This is a genomic window from Microbacterium sp. NPDC055665, from assembly GCF_053618035.1.
On record NZ_JBSHGY010000002.1, the window covers coordinates 318,160 to 337,678 of the forward strand.

Below are 19,519 nucleotides of genomic sequence, written 5' to 3' on the forward strand. Positions count from 1 at the left end.
GTGGCCTCCTGCTCCCGGAGCCACACCTTGTCTGAACTCTTCGCTTCCTCGGAAGCCGCGTCCTTCGACGCATCCTCGTTCGAATCCCTCGAAACCGAACTCTCCTTCGCCGACGTCGATCCCGGAGAGGGGCAACGCTGGTCCACCTGGCCGGCGATCACCCCATCCGAGCGCGGCCCCGAGCCATGGCCGGCGTGGGTGGTGACCTCGGCCGGCGCGCTCGACACCGAGCGCGGCATCCTCAAGACCGGCAAGGAGGCCGACGTCTTCCTGCTGGAACGCGCAGTGCCGGACGACCCGACGCAGCGCACACTGCTGGCGGCGAAGCGCTACCGCAGCGCGGAGCACCGCAGCTTCCATCGCTCGTCGGTGTACACCGAGGGCCGCAGCACCCGGAACACCCGCGACACCCGAGCCCTCGCGAAGAAGTCGGAGCACGGTCGCGCGGTCGCCGCGGCACAGTGGTCGTTCGCCGAGTTCGAGGCGCTGTGCCGGATGTGGGAGCTCGGCGCACCGGTGCCGTACCCGGTGCAGGTCGACGGCACCGAGCTGCTGATGGAGTTCCTCGGCGACGCCGACGGCACGGCCGCACCCCGCCTGGCCCAGGTGCGCAGCGACCGGCACGAACTGCAGGAGTACTACGCCCAGGTGGTCCAGCTGATGCGGATCTTCGCCGCGGCCGGCTTCGCCCACGGCGACCTGTCGGCGTACAACCTGCTCGTGCACGAGGGGCGGGTGCGTGTGATCGATCTGCCGCAGATCGTCGACATCATCGCGAACCCGCAGGGGCTCGATCTGCTGCACCGCGACTGCGTGAACATCTGCGACTGGTTCGCCCGCCGCCGCGTCGACTGCGACGCCGAGGAGCTGTTCGCCGAGCTGCTCGCGGCGTCGTACACGTGAGGCCGGGCCGCCCGTGCCCGTTCCGGTCGCAGTTGCTGCCGCTTCTGTCCGTTCCGGTCGCAGTTGGTGCCGCAGGATCGGCCGTCGGGCGGCACGAACTGCGACCGGAACAGACGGGTCAGTCTCGTGGGCTAGGCGGCGAGGCGGGCGGCCAGCAGCGTCACGAGCTCGTACACGACGTGGCTCGCGGCGATGCCGGTCATCTGCGCATGGTCGTAGGCGGGCGACACCTCGACCACATCCGCGCCGACGATGTTCTGCGAGGACAGTGCCCGCAAGATCCGCAGCAGCTCGCGGCTCGTCAGCCCGCCGGCCTCGGGGGTGCCGGTGCCGGGCGCGTGGGCGGGGTCGAGCACGTCGATGTCGATCGACACGTACAGCGGCTTGTCGCCGATGCGCTGCAGGATGCGGGCGATGGCGGCCTCGACCCCGTGCTCCTCGATGTATTCGCTCGACACGATCGAGAAGCCGAGGCGCTCGTCGTCCTCCAGGTCCTGCTTGGAGTACAGGGGGCCACGGGTGCCGACGTGGCAGCTCGCGGTGAGGTCGATCAGCCCCTCCTCACTCGCGCGTCGGAAGGGAGTGCCGTGCGTGATGGGGGCCCCGAAGTAGGTGTCCCAGGTGTCGAGGTGCGCATCGAAGTGCAGCACAGCCACGGGCCCGTGCTTCGCCGCCACCGCACGCAGCAGTGGCAGAGCGACCGTGTGGTCGCCGCCGATCGTGACGATGCGCTGCACCTGCTCGCCGAGCGCCAGCGCCGCGCGCTCGACCTCGGTCACGGCCTCGGTGAGATCGAACGGGTTGACCGGGATGTCCCCGGCGTCCACCACCTGCGCGATCGCGAACGGCGACACGTCCTGGGCGGGATTGTAGGGGCGCAGCAGCCGCGAGGACTCCCGCACGTGCGACGGGCCGAAGCGCGTGCCCGGTCGGTAGCTCACACCGGAGTCGAAGGGGATGCCGACGACGGCGATGTCCGCACGCGGCACGTCTTCGATACGCGGCAGCCGGGCGAAGGTCGCGATGCCGGAGTACCGCGGGTTCACGGAGGCGTCGATGGGGCCGATGTTGTCGGTCATTGCTCGTTCCTGTTCGTCGGGGATGTCGAGGGATTCAGAGCGCACTCTGCGGGATGTGCACCAGCTGCACTCCCCCGTCGGTGATCGCGGCGCGGATGCTCGATGCGATGTCGTCACGGCGTTCCACCCGCCGCCCGGTCGCGCCGAAGGCCGAGGCGAGCGCTGCCCAGTCGGGCTGTACCAGGTCGACGCCGATCGGCTCCATGCCGCGGTCGACCTCGTTCTGACGGATCTCGGCATACCCGCCGTTGTCGACGCACACGATCGTGATGTCGAGGCGCTGTTCGACCGCCGTCACCAGCTCGTTCACGCAGAACATCAGGGCGCCGTCGCCGATCACGGTCACGACCGGGTGCTCGGTCTGCGCGACTCCGGCACCGATCGCTGCCGGGAGACCGTAGCCGAGGGTGGCGTAGGTCGGGGTGTAGAGCAGGGAGTGCGGATGCGCCGACGACAGCACGCTGCCGAGCGCCATGTAGACGATCTGGGACGAGTCACCCGCGACGATCGCGTCGTCGGGCAGGGCCTCGACGATGATCTCAGCCAGTGCCACCGTGTCGGGGGCGGTCGCGCGCATCTCGGCGGCGATCGCGGTGCGCTCGGCGGTGAGGTCACGCGCCGGGCGTACACCGGCGGGGAGGGCAGTCGACAGCGCGTCCAGAACGGCAGCTGCATCCCCCGTGATCCCGACCGTCGCGGCGAGGTTCTTGTCGCGCTGCGCGAGCGAGATGTCGATGCGGATCACGGCCCCGCGGGCTTCGAGCCGCGGCGCCCACAGTTCGGCCTCGCCGAGCTTCGAGCCGACCACGAGCAGCACGTCGGCATCTTCCGCGACCGCGCGGGCCGCGGCGAGACGAAGGTTCGACCCGAGCGAGAGCGGATGCCGCTCGTCGACCACGCCCTTGCCGTTCAGCGTGGTCAGCACCGGGGCTCCGAGGCGCTCGGCCAGGAGGGTGACCTCGTGCGCGGCATCCACGGCTCCCCCACCGGCGACGATCACCGGGGTCTTCGCCTCTGCCAGTAGCCGGGCCGCTTCGGCGAGCGCAGCCGACTCACCCGAGACCCGCGCAGGGACCGGACGCGGCTGCCGCGCCTCGGCGGGAACGTCGGCGGGCGCTTCCAGCACGTCGAGCGGGATCTCGATGTGAACGGGGCGCGGACGGCCGGTGCGGAACAGGTGGAACGCATCGTGCACGGCCTCGACCGCCTCGGCGGCGCTGGTCACCCGCCGCGACCACTCGGCGATCGCGGCGACCATCGCCGTCGCGTCCTTCGTCTCGTGCAGTGTGCCGACGTCGGCGAACTCCGCACCGAGCGGCACTCCCGGCGAGAGGACGATGAGCGGGCGCGACTCGCAGAAGGCCGTGCCGATCGCGCTCATGGCGTTCTGCAGTCCGGGACCGGAGGTCGTGATCACGACTCCGGGGAGGCCGGTCTGCTGGGCCCACCCGTCGGCACCGTAGCCGGAGCCCTGCTCGTGACGGTTCGTCACCGCGCGGATGCCGAGGTCGGCGAGCGGGCGGTAGAGCTCGAGGTTGTGGGTGCCGGGGATGCCGAAGATCGCGGTGACCCCGTACGCGCGGATCGTCTCCAGTACGGCGCGCCCGGCGGTGTCGGCGTACTGCTCTGCCGCTGTGGTGTCGCTGCTCATCGGATCATCCTCACACTCGGTGACGACGGACGCCGTCGACCCAGGTCTCGCGCACCGTGATCGCCGAGATCTCCTCGGCGGGGACGGCCAGCAGATCGCCGGAGAGCACCGCGAAGTCGGCGTACTTGCCGACTTCGAGCGACCCCAGATCGTCTTCGCGGCCGATCGACACGGCACCTTCGATCGTGTGTGCGCGCAGAGCTGCGAGCGCCGAGACGCGCAGGTCGTCCGGCCCGAGCTTGTGCCCCCGGCGCGTGACTCGGGTCACGGCCGTCTGGATGGCTTCGAGCGGGATGGGCTCGGCGACCGGGGCATCGGACGAGATCGTGAACGGCACGCCCGCGCGCTCGAACTCGCCCAGCGGGTTGAAGCGCTCGCCCGGAGTGCCGATGGCCTCCTCCACACCTTCGCCCCAGTTGAAGTAGTGCTGGGTCTGGTTGACCGGACGGATGCCGGAGGCGGCCATCCGCTCGATCTGCTCGGGAGTCGGCAGGCCGCAGTGCTCGATGCGGTGACGGGCGTCGGGATCGGGGTGCTCGGCGAGCGCGGCCTCGATCGCGGACACGACCATCTCGATCGCGGTGGGCGACTGGGCGTGGGTCGCGGTCTGCAACCCCGCGGCGTGCGCTTTGCGGATGAGCCCCTCGTACTCGGCGGGCTCGTGATACAGCTGGCCAGTGCGGCAGGGATCGCCCACGTAGCCGTCAGGGAAGTATGCGGTCCAGCCGCCCAGCGTGCCGTCGGCGTAGAACTTGATGCCGGCGAAGCTGAGGTGCGCGTTGCCGAACTGTCCGACGAGACCCATCTCGAGCGCCTCGTCGAGCAGGTGCGACAGCAGGTACATCGACACGCGCAGTTCCAGGCGCCCGGCCTCGGCGAGGCGCAGGTACATGTCGAACTCGCGACGGGTGACCTGGGCGTCGCCGATCGAGGTCACTCCCCCGGCCAGGAACCGCTGCGTCGCCGCGTCGAGTTGGCGCAGGTGCTCCTCCGGCTCGTCCGCCAGGTGGAAGTTCGGACCGTGGTGGCCGATCTTCACCCCGTGGACGCCGGTGAGGATGTTGCAGGCCGCATCCGACAGCTCCCCGGTGAGCTCGCCGTCCGCGTCGCGGAAGAACTCTCCGCCGTCGGGGTTCGGGGTGTCCCTGTCGACATCGTTGATGGCGAGCGTGTACGAGTTCACCACACCGCCGTGACCCGAGGCGTTCATGAGGTAGACCTCGCGGTCGGCGGCGACCTCGTCGAGCTCGAACCGGGTGGGGTGGCGCTTCTCGGCGAGGTTGCGCTGCTCGTAGCCGTAGCCGCGCACCGGGCGCCCCTCGGGAAGCTCGGCGGCCGCCGCCTTCAGCAGCGCCACGATCTCGGGGATGCTGCCCGCCTTCTCGGGGCCGCAGTCGACCCAGCTCATCATCTGCCCGAACATGAGCGGATGCGCGTGCGCGTCGACGAAGCCGGGGACGATCACGGCGTCGCCGAGATCGATGCGCTCGGGCGAGAGGCCCACCCCCTCCGCCGCCGCCTCGCACTCGGCGGGGGTACCGATCGCGAGGATGCGCCCGCGATCGGTCAACATCGCCGTCGCCGTGGTGGCGTCGTCATCCGCGGTATGGATGGCGTGCGCGGTCAGGAGAAGGGGAGCCGTCTGAGCCGAGCGGTCGAAGGGGGTGAGCTTTCTCATGGGGAACCTGTTCGCGGTCGTGGCGTACGGGAGGCGGAGGTGGCGGCGCCGGTCAGGGCAGCCGGTTCGCCGTGGTGTCCGTACGCGCGGTGAAGGACGCCGTCACGGGAGCCTCGTCGGAGTGCTGCGGCGCGAGGCGGGTGCAGATTCCGGCGATGAGGGCCATGCCGATGAACATCGCGATCACCGACCAGATGCTGCCCGTCCAGGCGATCAGCTGCGTCGCGAACCACGGCGAGAATCCGGCCCAGACCGCTGCGCCGACACCGTAGGACAGCGCGATCGAGGTGTAGCGGGCCTGCGGGCGGAACATCTGCGAGAGCAGGGCGGCGATCGGTGCGTAGGTGGCGCTCATCGCGATGCGCACCAGCGAGGCGAACAGGAAGATGAGCGGTTCGATGCGTCCGGGCAGGATCAGCAGGAACGGCACGAAGGTGAGCACCGAGGTGATCAGACCGATGTACATGACGTTCTTCCGCCCCCACTTGTCGCCCAGCCAGGCGACGGGGAGGGTCACGACGAACTCCACGAAGGAGGCGATCGTCATGGCATCGAGGATGACCTGCTCGCTGATCGCGACCGTGTCGCCGGTGGCATAGGCCGTGGCGAAGGTGGTGGCCAGGTAGTAACCGCCGGTCGAGATGGGCAGGATGCCGATGCCGAGCAGGATCGGGCGCCAGTTGGTGCGCAGCGCGAAGGCCAGCGGCATCGACTGCTTGCGGCCCTCGACCTTCGCCTCGAAGACCGGGGTCTCCTCGACGCGATAACGGACCCAGAAGCCGACGCCGACCAGCACGATCGACAGCAGGAACGGGATGCGCCAGCCACCGTTGATGATGAAGTCGTCGCCCATCCGGGTCATGATCGCGAAGATGCCCGATGCCAGCAGCGCGCCGGCCGGGTTGCCGAGCTGCGTGAAGCCGCCGTAGAAGGTCTTCGACTTCTCGGGGGCGTGCTCGACGCTCATGAGCACCGCGCCGCCCCATTCGCCGCCGACCGCGAGGCCCTGCACCGCGCGGAGCAGGATCAGGAGGATCGGGGCGAGGATGCCGATGTTCTCGTAGGTCGGAAGGCAGCCGACGAGCACCGTGGCCGCTCCCATCATCAGCAGCGTGATGACGAGCGACGTGCGCCGGCCGAGCTTGTCGCCGATGTGGCCGAAGATGATGCCGCCGAGGGGGCGGACGAGGAAGGCGACCGCGAAGGTCGCGAAGGCCGCTGCGGTCTCGGCCAGCCGGTCGCCGCTCGGGAAGAACAGCGGACCGAAGACGAGCGCCGCGGCGGTCGCGTAGACGTAGAAGTCGTACCACTCGATGGTGGTGCCGACGAAGGCGGCGATGCCGGCACGGCGTGCCCGGCTGTGCGTGCCGCTGGTGGGGGTAGTGGTCATGAGGGTGCCCGCTCCTTTGCGGAAGATGTCGGATAGCGAAGGATGCTACGGCTGCGTGGAGCCGCCGGCAAGGGCAGAACTCCAGCGAGAACGAGTATTCACTGAGTATCTGATCGTCGTTTCGTGCAATGCGTGCCTTCCCCACGGCCTCGCCCCCTCTTACACTGAACATGCGCGCGGCGAAGCGTGCGATCGCGGGAAACTGAGGAAATGGGCGGAACCATGGATTTCGACGCCGAACTGATCCGTGCGCTGCAGGAAGACGGTCGCGCCAGCATCCTCTCCCTCGCCCAGCGACTCGGGCAGTCCCGGGCCGCCGTCGCAGCACGACTGCGCACGATGCTCGCCGACCGGACGGTACGGGTCGTGGCCGCCGTCGATCCCGTGTTCCTCGGGCAGCATGTGCTCGCCCACATCTCCATCCGCACCGACGGCGCGGTCGAGCTCGTCGCCGAGCACCTGCGCGACATGAGCGAGACCGTGCTGGTGTCGGCGGTCGGCGGCGCGCACGATGTGGTCACCGAGGTGCGCGTCGGGTCGATGTCGGAGCTGCACGATCTGCTGGCTCTCATCCGCGCGATCGACGGCGTGCTCGACATCAGCACCATCATCTACTCGACCGTGATCAAGGGGTTCTTCGTCTCCGAGTACCACGGCGGCGTCACGCTCGACGCGATCGACGAGGCCCTGATCGAGCAGCTGCAGACCGACGGGCGCAAGAGCTTCCGCGCGCTGGGCGAGGAGGTGCGGCTCTCCCCCTCCGCCGTCGCCACCAGGGTGCAGCGGCTGATCGACGGCGGAGTGATCAAGATCAGTGCGGTCGAGGCGCGCGGCCTCGCCCACCGGCAGCTGTCGATGGGCGTGGGCATGACCCTCGGCGACGACGACGATGCCGTGATCGACGAGCTGCGGCGCGGACGAGGGGTGGACTTCGCCGCTCGCACCCTCGGCCGGTTCGACGCCGTGGCCACGCTGGTCGAGCCTTCCGCCGGAGCGCTGTACGCGAGCCTGGAGCGGCTGCGCGCGCTGCCCGGGGTGACGCGCATAGAGGCCTGGCTGCACCTCGCCGTGCTCAAGGAGGACTACGCCCGCACCCTCCGGCCGCTGCGCACGGACTGAGCTGGGTCTCTCGCGCGTGCTTGCGGTCGCAGTTCGCGCCGCCTTCCGGACGCGCGGGCGTCACCAAGTGCGACCGGAAGCGGGAGAGAGCGGTGTTTGCGTGCGGCGCGTCGTCACCGGCCGTTCACCGGGCGCGGCCAGACTTCCAGCATGAGCGAACCCGATCCTCGCCAGGGCGTCCCCGAGCCCGTGGCCACCGCGAACAGCGGTGCCGTCGCCGTCGTCGGCCTCGACCTGCGCGGCGAGACACCCGCGCCCAAGAAGCAGGTCTACTCGTGGGCGCTGTGGGACTGGGCGACGCAGCCCTTCAACACCGTCATCCTCACGTTCGTGTTCACCGCGCTCTACCTCGTCGGCGAGGGCTTCCTCCCCGCCGACGTCGCAGCACTCGATGCGAGCGACCCGGCTCGGATGGCCGCGGAGGCAGACCTCGCCTCCGGCCTGGGCCTCGGCTCGACCATCGCGGCCTTCGGCATCCTGCTGCTCGCCCCCGTGCTCGGCCAGCGGGCGGATGCCGCGGGGCGCCAGAAGCTCTGGCTCGGGATCGGCACCGGAGCCCTGATCCTCTGCATGCTGGGCCTGTGGTTCGTCGAACCGACGCCGAGCCTGTTCTGGCTGGGCGTCGCCCTGATCTCGGCCGCGACCGTGTTCCAGGAGATCGCCGCGGTGAACTCCAACGCGATGCTCATCGGCATCGCGAACCCGAAGAACGTCGGCCGCATCTCGGGGCTCGGATGGGGCTTCGGGTACCTCGGCGGCATCATCGCCCTGGTGATCGTCGTGGTGCTCGACACCTTCGACTGGTTCGGCATGTCGACCGACAACGGCCTCGCCTATCGACTGATCGCCGTCGGATGCGCCGTATGGGCGATCGTCTTCAGCATCCCGATCTTCCTCAACGTGCCGGAGCCGTCGCTCGGCCGCCCGGAGCGCAAGGTCGGCTTCTTCGCCTCCTATCCGCTGCTGGTGAAGGACGTCGCGGGGCTGTACCGCAACGAGGAGACGCGGCCGACCTTCTGGTACCTGCTGGCGAGCGCTGTGTTCCGTGACGGCCTGGGCGGAGTGTTCGCGTTCGGAGCGATCATCGGCACGGCCGTGTTCAAGTTCGAGGCGCAGGACATCATCGTCTTCGGCATCGTCGCGAACCTGATCGCCGGCGTCTCCACGATCGCCGCCGGCCGACTCGACGACCGCCTCGGGCCGAAGCGGATCATCCTCGCCTCGATCGGATCGATGATCGTCGCCGGCCTCGCGGTCTTCTTCCTGCGGGACGCCGGGTCTATGGTCTTCTGGATCGGCGGCCTCGTCCTGTGCGCGTTCGTCGGCCCCGCCCAGGCAGCGGCACGCTCCTTCCTCGCACGGCTCACCCCGGCCGGCCGGGAGGGCGAGATCTTCGGCCTCTACGCCACGACGGGTCGCGCCGCGAGCTGGATGGCCTCCGGCGCCTGGACGCTCCTGATCGTCCTGACGAGCCAGACCGCCTACGGCATCCTGGGCATCGTGATCGTCCTGATCGCCGGCTTCCTGCTGCTGCTCCCGGTGAAGGCGCCCCGCTGAGTCGTGAACGCCCCGCGGCGAGTAGCCTGCGCACCCGCACGCCCACACGCCCGCCCGCCCACACGCCCGACCGCCCGACCGCACGACCCCACAACTTCGGATCTCGCGGGCGACACGCCGGGCTTGGGCTCCGCATCCCGGCGCGTCGTCATCGAAGTCCGAAGTTGTGTCGGGGTGCCATCGGTGCGGCGGGAGTAGCCTGACCGCGTGACCGTGATCCTCGCCTTCCTCGCCAACATCCTCGTCGCGGTGGCGAAGACGATCGCCGCGATCATCACCGCCTCGGCATCGATGGTCGCCGAGGCGGCGCACTCGTGGGCGGATGCCGGCAACGAGGTGTTCCTGCTGATCGCCGACCGCAGCGGCGCGAAGACGAAGGATGCGCGGCACCCCCTCGGCTACGGACGCAACGCCTTCGTGTGGTCGCTCATCGCCGCGTTCGGTATCTTCACGGCGGGGTCGATCGTGTCGGTCATGCACGGCATCCAGGAGCTGTCCGACACCGGCCCCGTCGAGAGTCCGATGGTCGCGTACATCGTGCTCGGAGTCTCGTTCGTGCTGGAAGGCGCGTCGTTCACCCAGGCGATGGTGAAGTCGCGGCGTCTCGCCAAGGAGCGCGGATCGTCGACCTGGGACTTCGTGCTGGAGACGAGCGACACGACGCTGCGTGCCGTGTTCTTCGAGGACTCCGCCGCGCTGATCGGCCTGGCGATCGCGGCGGGCGCCATCGCGATGCACCAGATCACCGGCGTCGCGGCTTGGGACGCGATCGGCTCGATCCTCGTCGGCGTGCTGCTCGGCGTGGTCGCGGTCATCCTGATCCGGCGGAACATCATCTTCCTCGTCGGGGCCACGGCGGCCCCGAAACTGCGCGCCCGTGTCGGCACCGCCCTGCTCGGACTCGACCAGATCGAACGCGTCACCTACCTGCACATCGAGTACGTGGGTCCGAACCGGCTGTTCATCGTGGCCGAGATCGACCTGGCCGGCGACGCCCGCGAGCACGATGTGGCCCGACGGCTGCGCGACGTCGAGCGGCGGATCGAGGCGCATGAGGCCGTCGAGACGGTCGTGCTGTCGCTCTCGGTCGACGACGAGCCGTCGCTCGAGTTCGCGCGCGCTTAGAGCCCGGCCGGCTCAGCGCTGCCAGTTGTCGGCGAGCTTGTTCAGCGCTGCCAGTTGTCGGCGAGCTTGTTCAGCGCTGCCAGTGGTCGGCGAGCTTGTTCAGCGCTGCCAGTTGTCGGCGAGCTTGTTCAGCGCTGCCAGTTGTCGGCGAGCTTGTTCAGCAGCCGGGCGAGCTCGACGCGCTCGTCATCGGTGAAGGATGCGAGCGCGGTCGTGAGCATCTCGCGACGCTCACCGCGCATGCCGCGGGCGAGCTTGCGCCCCTCGTCGGTCAGCGCGATGCGCGTGCGTCGCGCGTCGTCGGGGTCGGCCTCGCGGCGCACGAAGCCGCGCTCGACGCCCTGCTGCACGAGCCGTGAAGCGCGCGGCTGATCGACCCCGATCGCGATGCCGAGGTCGCTGACGCTGAGCGGAGCGGATGCCGCGGCCAGGGCCTCGAGCATGCGCATGCGAGCGGGGCCGCCGAGCCGACCGGACGGGTCGGACATCCAGGGGGGCATGCCCGGGTGACCACGGTGGTGGTCGAAGTGATCGTGAGCGTCGTCGCCATGCGAACCCGCGTGCGGACCGCCGTGCCAGCCGTGCGGGCCTCCGTGACCGCGACCGCGCTCGGCGGCGCCGCGACCGCCTGGACCCCGATCACCGGGACGACGCCCGCGCAGGCGGGACAGCGCCTGCGCGATGGATTCGGCGGGATCCTGCGCGGCGGGGTCGTGCGGTTCGGTGGTCACGGCTCGATTTTACATGCGACTTGACATGCATTGCGACTCCATGTCACACTACATGTACATGCACTGTGACATTCACATGCACACTGACAACTAAGGACTTCCCATGAACACCTCTGAATCACAGAACCCCGAGAACACCACCCGCCCCTTCGGCTACTGGCTGAAGGCCGCCGACCGCCTGATGGCGGCCGAGTTCGCCGCCGCCTTCGACGGTGAGCACGTCACCCGCCGCGACTGGCGGATCCTCAACATCGTCGACGGCACCGTCACGGCGGACCGTCCCCTGAACGCACACAAGCTGCACCGACTCGTCGAGCGCGGCTGGGTCACCCCCGAGGGCGACGGCTGGACGCTCACCGACGAGGGCCGCGTGGCGAAGGACCGCCTCGGCGCCCTCGTCGACGGCATCCGCGCGAAGGTGTCGAGCGCCGTCTCCGACGAGGAGATGGCCACCACGCTCGCCTCGCTCGAGAAAATCGCCCGCGCCTTCGGCTGGGACGAGGAGACCCCTCTGCCCCGCGGTCGCCGGCACGGCTTCGGCGGACCCCGCCACGGCCGCGGCTTCCCGCGCGGCTTCGGGCGCCGGTTCGGTCGCGGCTTCGGTCACGAGCACGGCTTCGATCACAGCGACGGCCGCGACTTCGGTCACGGACCGGAGCACGGCTTCGGCCCGGATGTCGCGCACGGCTTCGGACCGGATGCTGAGCACGGCTGCCGACACGGCGAAGCGGGTGCCGGACACCGCGGGCACGGCCGCGGGCACGGGCACCCCGGCCACAATGAGCACGGACACGGTCCGCACCGTGCCGAGCGCATCGCCCAGCACGCGTTCGAGCGCGGCTTCGACGCGGGATTCACCCGCGGTCGCGACGCCTAATCTCACCCTCCTCAGAGAAACGCCCCACCCGACGACCGGGTGGGGCGTTTCTCGCTGTCAGTGGCGGGTCAGCGCGAAGCGCGCCGCACCAGCGGGAGCAGGGCGGCGGTCGCGACGACCGCGGCCGCCACGAGCACCGCCGCGACGAACCCGCCCGTCACCAGGACGGCGGCGATGGTGCCGAACACCGCGATGCCGAGCCCGCCTCCGAGCGCGAAGCCCACCTCCTGGATCGCGCCGACCTGGCCGGCCTGATCCTCGGTCGTCACCTCGAACAGAGCCGTCGCGGCGAGCGTCGCACCGACGCCGAACCCGAGTCCGACGAGCACGAGCGGGACCGCCACGACCGCCGGGTCGAACGCGAGCCAGACGAGCCCGACGGCCTGCAGCACGAGTGCCAGCACTGTCAGCGCGTTCGCCGACAGCCAGCGCAGGGCCAGGGGCGCCACGACGCCACCGATCGCGATGGCCACCGCCTGCGGGAGTAGTGCGATGCCCGCCTCAGCCGCGCTCTGCCCGCGCGAGTCCTGCAGATGCAGACTCACCAGCAGGACCGATGCCGCTGACGCCCCGCTGCTCACCACGATCCGGATGATCGCGGGACTGAACCCTGACACCCGGAACAGCCGCATGTCGATGAGCGGATCGCTGAGCCGGCCCTGCCTGCGCACGAAGAACACCAGGGTCAGGGCTGCGATCACCGCCGCGACCAGGGCCGGCAGCGGCGCCACGAGTGCCTCGTGCAGGGCGAAGACGAAGGCACCGAGCGCGACGATCGAGGAGAGGATGCTGAGCACATCCCACGACGGCGGCTGCGAGCTGCGCGAGTCGGGCACGAGCCACACGGCCAGCACCCCGGCGATCACCGCGAGAGGAACACTGCCCAGCATCAGCCAGCGCCATCCGGGTCCCTCGGCCAGCAGCCCGCCGAGCACCGGTCCGAGTGCGCTTCCGGTGCCGAAGGTCGCCGTCCACAGCCCATAGGCGAGCACGCGCTCGCGCGCCTGGAACTTGGCGCCGATCGTCGCGACGACGCCCGCGATGACGAACGCCTCGGCGACGCCCAGCAGGGCGCGCACGACGATGAGCACCAGGCCACTGGAGGCGAGCCCGCCGACCACGTTGAGAACAGCGAACCCGGCGAGGCCGATGAGGACGATGGTCTTTCGCCCGAATGCATCGCCGATCCTCGCCGCCACGATCAACGTCGCGGCCAACGACAGCGCGTAGACATCGACGAGCCAGAGCCCCTCGGTATCGGTCAGATCCAGCTCGCCGCGGATCGCCGGGAGCGCGGTCGAAACGCTGCTGATCGCGAGGGCGCCGATGAGCACCCCGAGCAGGAGGGGAGCCATCGCGAACCAGAGGCGGAGGGATGAGCGGGTGCCGTCGAGAGTGGGGGTTGAAGTCACGGTCTCAGTCTGTAAAGTACAGACAGAAGCCACAAGTACGGTCATTTCTGATACGTACTGACACTTCGGATACCAAGGGGGCCGTGCCGTGCGGGAGAAGACCGAGCGGATCATCCGCGACTGGACCGAGACCTGCGACGCCGAGGTGTCGATCGCGGTGCTCGGCGGGGCCTGGAAGCCCAGCATCCTGACCCTGCTCGGCGAGCACGAGGTCCTCCGCTTCGGCGAGCTCGGACGCCTTCTGGAGAACCCGACCGCGCGCGTGCTCACCCGCCAGCTGCGCGAGCTCGAGGAAGACGGCCTCATCACCCGCACCGTGTATCGCGAGGTGCCGCCCAAGGTCGAGTACCGGCTCAGCGAACTCGGCGCGAGCTCCGGGCCGCTACTGACGGAGCTGACCCGCTGGGGCACTCTCTACGCCGGACGGCAGCGCGCCGCCGCGAACTGACCGCCGCCCCCTTCCGAGAGACGCCGACCCACCCCGTTCGGTGCGAACCACCCCTTTAAAACCGTCCTCAAAGGGGCAGCTCGCACACAAAGGGGTGGTTCGCCAGGGGGCTAACCCGCCTGCCGTCGGACGTAGGCTGGATCGGTGGCGGATTCCCAGGGACGAGTGTGGACCGGCGTCCTGCGCGTCGGACCGCACCGCGGCGATCACCGCGTGGCGCTCCGGGCCGCGATCAGCGTCGCCGTCCCCCTTCTCGTGCTGTGGATGCTGGGGCGCCTCGACCTGAGCATCTACGCCAGCTTCGGCGCCTTCGCCGCGCTCTACGGGCGCCACGACGTGTTCCGCGACCGCATCCGGATGCAGGCGAGCGCCGGCGGAGTCCTGCTCGCCGCGATGCTCATCGGCACCGCGCTGTCAGTCGTGTCCGCTCCCGCCGCCGTCAGCATCCTCGTGCTCGCCGTCATCGCCTCGGCCGTCACCCTGCTCGCGTACACGATGCGCTGGCACCCGCCCGGGCCGCTGTTCCCGGTATTCGCGGTCGGCGCGTGCGCGACCATCCCCGCGACGGCCGCCTCCTTCGGCGACGTGCTCCTGGTCGGCGGCGCGAGCGTGCTGTTCGGGCTGGCCGTCACCGCAGTAATCGGCCTGTTCACCCGCAGCGCGCAGGATGCACCACCCCGCTCCCGGCAGCCGGTGGGACCGATCGCGTGGGAGATGGCTGCCACCGTGGCCGTCGCGATCGTGGGTGCGGGCTTCGCGGGATTCCTGATCATGGATTCGCACTGGTACTGGGCGGCGGTCGGCGCGGTCGCCGCGGTCAGCGGCCCCCAGCTCAACGCCCGTGTGATCCGCGGCATCCAGCGACTCGTCGGCACCCTGCTCGGCATCCTCGTCGCGGCGGGGGTGCTCGCGATCGATCTGCCGCCGCTCGCCGTCATCGCACTCGTCGTACTGCTGCAGGCCGCCGCCGAGCTGTTCGTCGGCCGCAACTACGGCATCGCGATGGTGTTCATCACCCCGCTCGCGCTGCTCATGGTGCACCTCGCCGCGCCGACACCGGTCGACGTGCTCTTGCAGGACCGCGCGATCGAGACCGTGATCGGCGTCGCCGTCGGCACCGTGGTCGCGGTGGCGTCGGCGGCACTCCGTCGGCGGCAGTCGAAGGCCTGACGCGGGGATAGACCTGACGCGGCGTCAGTGGGCGCGTCAGACCGGCAGCGCGAGGATGGACGGCGGCACGACGGCCCCACCCGCGAAGGGCAGCCCGACCGTGTTCAGCAGCACCACGATCAGCACGATCGCGGCGACGAGCAGCAGGAGCAGGAAGGCGAAGATCACGGCGACGAGCCCGCCGTAGCCGCCCGACGTCGGGACCTCGGGCGCGACCGACGGCTGCGCCCAGTCCTCGGCCACCGCAGCCGGCGCGTCACCCTCGAGGATGCGGGGCGTCGGACGCACCCGGTCGGAGCGGCGCAGCGTGTCGGGCGGCGGTGGCGGGATCACGACATCCGCGTCGGGGATGTCGGCCGACGGCGGCGGTGCGAGCAGACCCGCAGGGATCGGGATCTCGGGCGGAGGCGGCGGGATGACGGCATCGGCGGGCGGGATCAGCGCTTCCTCGGGGGCCAGCGCCTCCTCAGGGGAGACCGGCTGTTCCGGGGTGCTGCCACTGCCGTCTGTCATGTCAGCCTCCGACTGCTCCGACGTCGGTCACGCCGACATCCGTCCGATGGAAGTTCTGGAACGACCGCGAGGCCGTCGGTCCGCGCTGCCCCTGGTACCGGTTGCCGTAGGGACCGGAGCCGTAGGGGTTCTCTGCGGGAGAGGTGAGCCGGAAGAAGCAGAGCTGCCCGATCTTCATCCCGGGCCACAGCTTGATCGGCAGGGTCGCGACGTTCGCGAGCTCCAGCGTCACGTGCCCGGTGAAACCGGGGTCGATGAAGCCGGCCGTCGAGTGGGTGATGAGTCCGAGGCGTCCCAGTGACGACTTGCCCTCGAGGCGGGCGGCGATGTCGTCAGGCAGCGTGACCTGCTCGTAGGTGGCGCCGAGCGCGAACTCACCGGGGTGCAGGATGAACGGCTCCTCCGGGTCGACCTCGATCAGACGCGTCAGCTCCGGCTGGTCGACCGACGGGTCGATGAACGGATACTTGTGGTTGTCGAACAGCCGGAAGTAGCGGTCCAGGCGCACATCGATGCTCGACGGCTGGACCATCTCCTGCTCGTGCGGTTCGAGGCCGACGCGGCCGGATGCGAGTTCTGCCTTGATGTCGCGATCACTGAGAAGCACGGCACCAGCCTAGTTGCCGATGCGGATCCCCGCCGTGTGGCTTTGGCCATCGCGCGCGGTGCAGGTAGGCTTGCCCACACCTGCTCTCGAGCGGGTTCGGGACTGTAGTTCAATGGTAGAACTTCTGCTTCCCAAGCAGATAGCGCGGGTTCGATTCCCGTCAGTCCCTCCACATCCCTCGTTCCTGGGCCTCTCGCCCCAAGCAGGATTCGCGCGCACTGCGCCATCGAGCTCAACGCGGTCGTGACGTTGCCCACCGACCACATCGGGCCCGGCGCGAAGACGGCCGCGAACGTCAGCTCCACGCTGGGCATCACCCGACCCGAACCCGCATCCGAACCCCGCCCGATCCAGGCGGGGTCTCGTCGTCGCATTCACAATGGGAGATACCCCCACCCCCTATGGGTATAAGCTACACCGCGACCCGGACATCCCGGCGCAGCTCCCAGGAGGAACGAACATGCCCACAACCCGACCCCTGTCACCCGCGAAGCGGTGGCTCGGCCTCGTGCTGATAGCCGCCGCGCAGTTCGTCGTGATCATGGACACCTCGATCATCGGCGTCGCCCTACCCGACATCCAGCGTGACCTCAGCTTCACGCCGGAGTCCCTGTCGTGGGTGTTCAACGCCTACGTGGTCGCCTTCGGCGGACTGCTGCTCTTGGGCGGACGCCTCTCCGACGCGTTCGGCGCCCGCAAGATCTTCGTGCTCGGCTGGATCGTCCTCATCGTCGGCTCGATCATGGCCGGAGCCGCCGGTGACATCGGCGTCGAGATCGCCGGACGCGCCATCCAGGGCGCCGGATCCGCGATGATCGCCCCCGCAGCCCTGACCCTGCTCATGATGCTGTTCGGCGGAACGCCCGACCTCCCCAAGGCGTTCGCCGTCTACGGCGCCGCGGCACCCATCGGCGGCACGGCCGGCGTCTTCCTCGGCGGAGTCCTGACCGAGTACGTGAGCTGGCCGTGGGTGTTCTACGTCACCGTGCCGATCGCGCTGTTCGTACTCGCCTTCACCGGCACCGCCCTTCCTCGCACAGTGCGCGGGACATCGGGATCGATCGACATCGGCGGAGCCGTCACGGTGACCCTCGGACTCGCCGCCGTGGTCTACGCCGTCGTCAACGCACCCGAGGTCGGCTGGCTCACCTGGTCCACGCTGGGGATGCTGGCAGCCGGCATCGTTCTGCTGCTCATCTTCTTCCTCATCCAGGCCCGCAGCCGCAACCCTCTACTCCGCCTCGGCCTGCTGCGCGCACCGCTCCTCGGAGCCGCGAACGTCGCCCAGCTGATGCTCGGCGCCGCCTGGGTGTCGATGTGGTTCTTCCTGAACCTGTATCTGCAGCAGGTGCTCGGTGCGAGCGCGTTCGCCGCCGGAGCCGCGCTGCTGCCGATGACCGGACTGGTCGTGCTCGTCATGATCGCACTGGCACCCCGGCTTCAGGAGCGGTTCGGCGCCAAGGCGCTGATCGTCAGCGGACTCCTCCTGTTGGCCGGCGGACTGGCGTGGCTCGCCTTCGTCCGACCGGACGGCACCTACGCCGTCGACGTCCTGCCCGCCTCGCTGCTCGCCGCTCTCGGCATGTCGCTGGCGTTCGTCCCCTCGCTCGGCACCGCCATCAACGCGGCGCCTCCGGCCGAGACCGGCGTCGCCTCGGGCCTCGTCAGCACGAGCTACCAGATCGGATCCGCGCTCGGACTCGCCGTGCTCACCGCGATCGTCTACGGCATCGCCGGCCACGACTCGACCACGGTCGAGCTCACCCAGGGGTACTCCGCCGCCTTCATCGGCGCGGCGATCCTCGCCCTGCTGGGAGCGGTCATCACCGCGACCGCCATGAGGAAGCCCCACGCGGCGGCCTTCGTCTCCGAGGAGTCAGTATCGGCCTGATCCACGACTCTCCGACGACGACCAGTGACCCCTGACCGCCGCGGCAATCGTGGATGCCGCCGAAACCGCTGACCCGGCCGGGTCCGACCAACGGATCCGGCCGGTTGAGGAATACCCCTCATGGGTATACCGTTGTCACTAATACCCGGTACGGGTACTGATCGAGAAGAGGATACGCGATGACCACGAACGAATTCCAGGTGACCGGAATGACCTGCGGACACTGCGAGATGTCGGTCCGCGAAGAGGTCGCCGAGGTCCCCGGAGTCGAAGACATCCAGGTGAGCGCGCAGACCGGCGTGCTCCTCGTCACCGGCTCCGACTCCCTCGACGACGCGCAGATCCTGGCCGCCGTCGCCGAGGCCGGGTACTCGGCGGTGCGGAAGGCATGAACGCCGGGGCGCGGCTCGCCCTCTACGGGGCGGGGGTGGTGGTGGCGTTCGGCGCGGCATTCGGCCTCGCCCAGGTCATCATTCCCCCGAGCGTTGTCAGTGAGTGGACGAAAGGTACGGAGATGGAAGAGCACGGCGCACACGGTGGGGCCGCGACCACCGAGGATGCGGCGAGCGCGGCAGCGGAGACCCTCAAGGGGCTCTCGCTGAGCCTCGAAGGATACGCACTGTCGCCCGTCGCGGCACCGGCGGGAGTGGACGAGCCCGGCGAGCTGAGCTTCGAGATCCGCGACGCGCACGGCACCCCGGTCACCGAGTACACGACCGCGCACGACAAGGACCTGCACCTGATCGTGGTGCGTTCCGACGGAAGTCAGTTCCGGCACGTGCACCCCACACTGGACGAGGCCACGGGCACGTGGTCGCTGCCCTGGGACTGGGACGCCGCCGGGACCTACCGCGTCTTCGCCGACTTCACACCGGCCGGGCCCGACGCACCGTCGCTCACCCTCACGCAGACCGTGCAGGTCGCCGGTGAGTTCACGCCCGTGACCGCCGCGCCGACGCAGACCGCCCAGGTCGACGGCTTCACGGTGTCGCTCGACGGGGCACTCGAAGCCGGATCGGCGAGCGACTTGACCTTCACCCTCACGAAGGACGGCACCCCGGTGACCGGCCTGGAACCGTACCTCGGCGCCTTCGGCCACCTGGTCGCGCTGCGCGAGGGCGACCTCGCCTACCTGCACGTGCACGCCGCGGGTGACGAGCCGAAGGCGGGAGAGACCTCCGGTCCGGAGATCGCCTTCGCCGCCGAGGCCCCGACCGCGGGCCGCTACCTGCTGTACCTGGACTTCCAGGTCGACGGCGAGGTGCACACCGCCGAGTTCGTGCTCGATGCCGCAGCCCCCGCCGGGGATGCACCGGCATCCGACGACGATTCGCACGACGACGATCACTGAGCCTCGCACGCCGCCCG

19 protein-coding genes and 1 tRNA gene are annotated in these 19,519 nt (G+C 69.8%); 12 read left to right on the forward strand and 8 right to left on the reverse strand.

What is annotated here, in order from left to right:
* Positions 1-27 precede the first annotated feature (27 nt).
* A complete protein-coding gene (locus ACWGO6_RS07170; protein WP_136042378.1) occupies positions 28-903 on the forward strand; it encodes a serine protein kinase RIO in 876 nt (291 codons plus the stop codon).
* 131 nt (positions 904-1,034) lie between these two features.
* On the opposite strand, the gene speB is transcribed toward ACWGO6_RS07170, so the two are convergent.
* The 4 genes from speB to ACWGO6_RS07190 are packed head-to-tail and all read right to left on the reverse strand — an operon-like array spanning position 1,035 to position 6,701.
* Positions 1,035-1,982 carry an agmatinase gene (gene speB / locus ACWGO6_RS07175; RefSeq protein WP_452326290.1) on the reverse strand — a complete coding sequence of 316 codons (948 nt, stop codon included), beginning with the start codon at positions 1,980-1,982 and terminating at the stop codon, positions 1,035-1,037.
* A 34-nt stretch (positions 1,983-2,016) separates the two neighbouring features.
* A complete protein-coding gene (locus ACWGO6_RS07180; RefSeq protein ID WP_452326291.1) occupies positions 2,017-3,633 on the reverse strand; it encodes a thiamine pyrophosphate-binding protein in 1,617 nt (538 codons plus the stop codon).
* Between the two features lie 10 nt (positions 3,634-3,643).
* The gene (locus ACWGO6_RS07185) at positions 3,644-5,311 is read right to left on the reverse strand and encodes an amidohydrolase (RefSeq protein WP_452326292.1); all 1,668 of its coding nucleotides are present in this window, start codon (positions 5,309-5,311) and stop codon (positions 3,644-3,646) included.
* A gap of 52 nt (positions 5,312-5,363) precedes the next feature.
* Positions 5,364-6,701, reverse strand: a complete 1,338-nt coding sequence (locus ACWGO6_RS07190; protein ID WP_113681436.1) for an MFS transporter — start codon at positions 6,699-6,701, stop codon at positions 5,364-5,366.
* 210 nt (positions 6,702-6,911) lie between these two features.
* Between ACWGO6_RS07190 and ACWGO6_RS07195 the strand changes: the two genes are divergently transcribed.
* From ACWGO6_RS07195 to ACWGO6_RS07205, 3 genes are all read left to right on the forward strand, one after another.
* The gene (locus ACWGO6_RS07195) at positions 6,912-7,820 is read left to right on the forward strand and encodes an Lrp/AsnC family transcriptional regulator (RefSeq protein ID WP_452326293.1); all 909 of its coding nucleotides are present in this window, start codon (positions 6,912-6,914) and stop codon (positions 7,818-7,820) included.
* Positions 7,821-7,970: 150 nt separating this feature from the next.
* Positions 7,971-9,377 carry an MFS transporter gene (locus ACWGO6_RS07200; RefSeq protein ID WP_452326294.1) on the forward strand — a complete coding sequence of 469 codons (1,407 nt, stop codon included), beginning with the start codon at positions 7,971-7,973 and terminating at the stop codon, positions 9,375-9,377.
* A 207-nt stretch (positions 9,378-9,584) separates the two neighbouring features.
* Positions 9,585-10,502 carry a cation diffusion facilitator family transporter gene (locus ACWGO6_RS07205; RefSeq protein WP_452326295.1) on the forward strand — a complete coding sequence of 306 codons (918 nt, stop codon included), beginning with the start codon at positions 9,585-9,587 and terminating at the stop codon, positions 10,500-10,502.
* 128 nt (positions 10,503-10,630) lie between these two features.
* Here ACWGO6_RS07205 and ACWGO6_RS07210 read toward each other — a convergent pair whose 3' ends face one another.
* The gene (locus tag ACWGO6_RS07210) at positions 10,631-10,990 is read right to left on the reverse strand and encodes a MarR family winged helix-turn-helix transcriptional regulator (protein WP_452326296.1); all 360 of its coding nucleotides are present in this window, start codon (positions 10,988-10,990) and stop codon (positions 10,631-10,633) included.
* A gap of 18 nt (positions 10,991-11,008) precedes the next feature.
* Between ACWGO6_RS07210 and ACWGO6_RS07215 the strand changes: the two genes are divergently transcribed.
* Both ACWGO6_RS07215 and ACWGO6_RS07220 read left to right on the forward strand, forming a co-directional pair.
* On the forward strand, positions 11,009-11,257 hold the full coding sequence (locus tag ACWGO6_RS07215; protein ID WP_452326297.1) for a hypothetical protein: 249 nt from the start codon (positions 11,009-11,011) through the stop codon (positions 11,255-11,257).
* Positions 11,258-11,336: 79 nt separating this feature from the next.
* On the forward strand, positions 11,337-12,110 hold the full coding sequence (locus tag ACWGO6_RS07220; RefSeq protein ID WP_452326298.1) for a MarR family winged helix-turn-helix transcriptional regulator: 774 nt from the start codon (positions 11,337-11,339) through the stop codon (positions 12,108-12,110).
* A gap of 68 nt (positions 12,111-12,178) precedes the next feature.
* Here the strand turns inward: ACWGO6_RS07220 and ACWGO6_RS07225 are convergent, their stop codons facing one another.
* Complete coding sequence (locus tag ACWGO6_RS07225; protein ID WP_452326299.1) at positions 12,179-13,522, reverse strand: MFS transporter; 1,344 nt, start codon at positions 13,520-13,522, stop codon at positions 12,179-12,181.
* Between the two features lie 88 nt (positions 13,523-13,610).
* Here ACWGO6_RS07225 and ACWGO6_RS07230 point away from each other — a divergent pair, with 88 nt between their 5' ends.
* A complete protein-coding gene (locus tag ACWGO6_RS07230) occupies positions 13,611-13,970 on the forward strand; it encodes a winged helix-turn-helix transcriptional regulator (protein WP_136042370.1) in 360 nt (119 codons plus the stop codon).
* 144 nt (positions 13,971-14,114) lie between these two features.
* On the forward strand, positions 14,115-15,140 hold the full coding sequence (locus ACWGO6_RS07235) for an FUSC family protein (RefSeq protein ID WP_452326300.1): 1,026 nt from the start codon (positions 14,115-14,117) through the stop codon (positions 15,138-15,140).
* 36 nt (positions 15,141-15,176) lie between these two features.
* On the opposite strand, the gene ACWGO6_RS07240 is transcribed toward ACWGO6_RS07235, so the two are convergent.
* Both ACWGO6_RS07240 and dcd read right to left on the reverse strand, forming a co-directional pair.
* Positions 15,177-15,653, reverse strand: a complete 477-nt coding sequence (locus tag ACWGO6_RS07240) for a hypothetical protein (RefSeq protein ID WP_452326301.1) — start codon at positions 15,651-15,653, stop codon at positions 15,177-15,179.
* Position 15,654: 1 nt separating this feature from the next.
* The gene (dcd, locus tag ACWGO6_RS07245) at positions 15,655-16,260 is read right to left on the reverse strand and encodes a dCTP deaminase (RefSeq protein WP_136042368.1); all 606 of its coding nucleotides are present in this window, start codon (positions 16,258-16,260) and stop codon (positions 15,655-15,657) included.
* 98 nt (positions 16,261-16,358) lie between these two features.
* On the opposite strand from dcd, the gene ACWGO6_RS07250 reads away from it, so the two are divergent.
* The 4 genes from ACWGO6_RS07250 (at position 16,359) to ACWGO6_RS07265 (ending at position 19,502) form a co-directional block, all read left to right on the forward strand.
* Positions 16,359-16,432 (forward strand) — tRNA-Gly (locus tag ACWGO6_RS07250).
* 288 nt (positions 16,433-16,720) lie between these two features.
* The gene (locus ACWGO6_RS07255) at positions 16,721-18,151 is read left to right on the forward strand and encodes an MFS transporter (RefSeq protein ID WP_452326302.1); all 1,431 of its coding nucleotides are present in this window, start codon (positions 16,721-16,723) and stop codon (positions 18,149-18,151) included.
* A gap of 179 nt (positions 18,152-18,330) precedes the next feature.
* Entirely contained in the window at positions 18,331-18,543 is a 213-nt protein-coding gene (locus tag ACWGO6_RS07260) for a heavy-metal-associated domain-containing protein (protein WP_301111910.1), read from the forward strand.
* A complete protein-coding gene (locus ACWGO6_RS07265; RefSeq protein WP_452326303.1) occupies positions 18,540-19,502 on the forward strand; it encodes a heavy-metal-associated domain-containing protein in 963 nt (320 codons plus the stop codon). The genes ACWGO6_RS07260 and ACWGO6_RS07265 overlap by 4 nt, the downstream gene beginning before the upstream one ends.
* The last annotated feature ends 17 nt before the right edge of the window (positions 19,503-19,519 follow it).

What these genes read in the sequence shown, in the direction of transcription:
- ACWGO6_RS07255 (WP_452326302.1), top strand. Translation starts at nt 16,721, where the DNA reads ATGCCCACAACCCGACCCCTGTCACCCGCGAAGCGGTGGCTCGGCCTC.
- ACWGO6_RS07210 (WP_452326296.1), bottom strand. Translation starts at nt 10,990, where the DNA reads ATGTCCGACCCGTCCGGTCGGCTCGGCGGCCCCGCTCGCATGCGCATG.
- ACWGO6_RS07265 (WP_452326303.1), top strand. Translation starts at nt 18,540, where the DNA reads ATGAACGCCGGGGCGCGGCTCGCCCTCTACGGGGCGGGGGTGGTGGTG.
- ACWGO6_RS07200 (WP_452326294.1), top strand. Translation starts at nt 7,971, where the DNA reads ATGAGCGAACCCGATCCTCGCCAGGGCGTCCCCGAGCCCGTGGCCACC.
- ACWGO6_RS07190 (WP_113681436.1), bottom strand. Translation starts at nt 6,701, where the DNA reads ATGACCACTACCCCCACCAGCGGCACGCACAGCCGGGCACGCCGTGCC.
- ACWGO6_RS07185 (WP_452326292.1), bottom strand. Translation starts at nt 5,311, where the DNA reads ATGAGAAAGCTCACCCCCTTCGACCGCTCGGCTCAGACGGCTCCCCTT.
- ACWGO6_RS07180 (WP_452326291.1), bottom strand. Translation starts at nt 3,633, where the DNA reads ATGAGCAGCGACACCACAGCGGCAGAGCAGTACGCCGACACCGCCGGG.
- ACWGO6_RS07220 (WP_452326298.1), top strand. Translation starts at nt 11,337, where the DNA reads ATGAACACCTCTGAATCACAGAACCCCGAGAACACCACCCGCCCCTTC.
- ACWGO6_RS07195 (WP_452326293.1), top strand. Translation starts at nt 6,912, where the DNA reads ATGGGCGGAACCATGGATTTCGACGCCGAACTGATCCGTGCGCTGCAG.
- speB (WP_452326290.1), bottom strand. Translation starts at nt 1,982, where the DNA reads ATGACCGACAACATCGGCCCCATCGACGCCTCCGTGAACCCGCGGTAC.
- ACWGO6_RS07260 (WP_301111910.1), top strand. Translation starts at nt 18,331, where the DNA reads ATGACCACGAACGAATTCCAGGTGACCGGAATGACCTGCGGACACTGC.
- ACWGO6_RS07240 (WP_452326301.1), bottom strand. Translation starts at nt 15,653, where the DNA reads ATGACAGACGGCAGTGGCAGCACCCCGGAACAGCCGGTCTCCCCTGAG.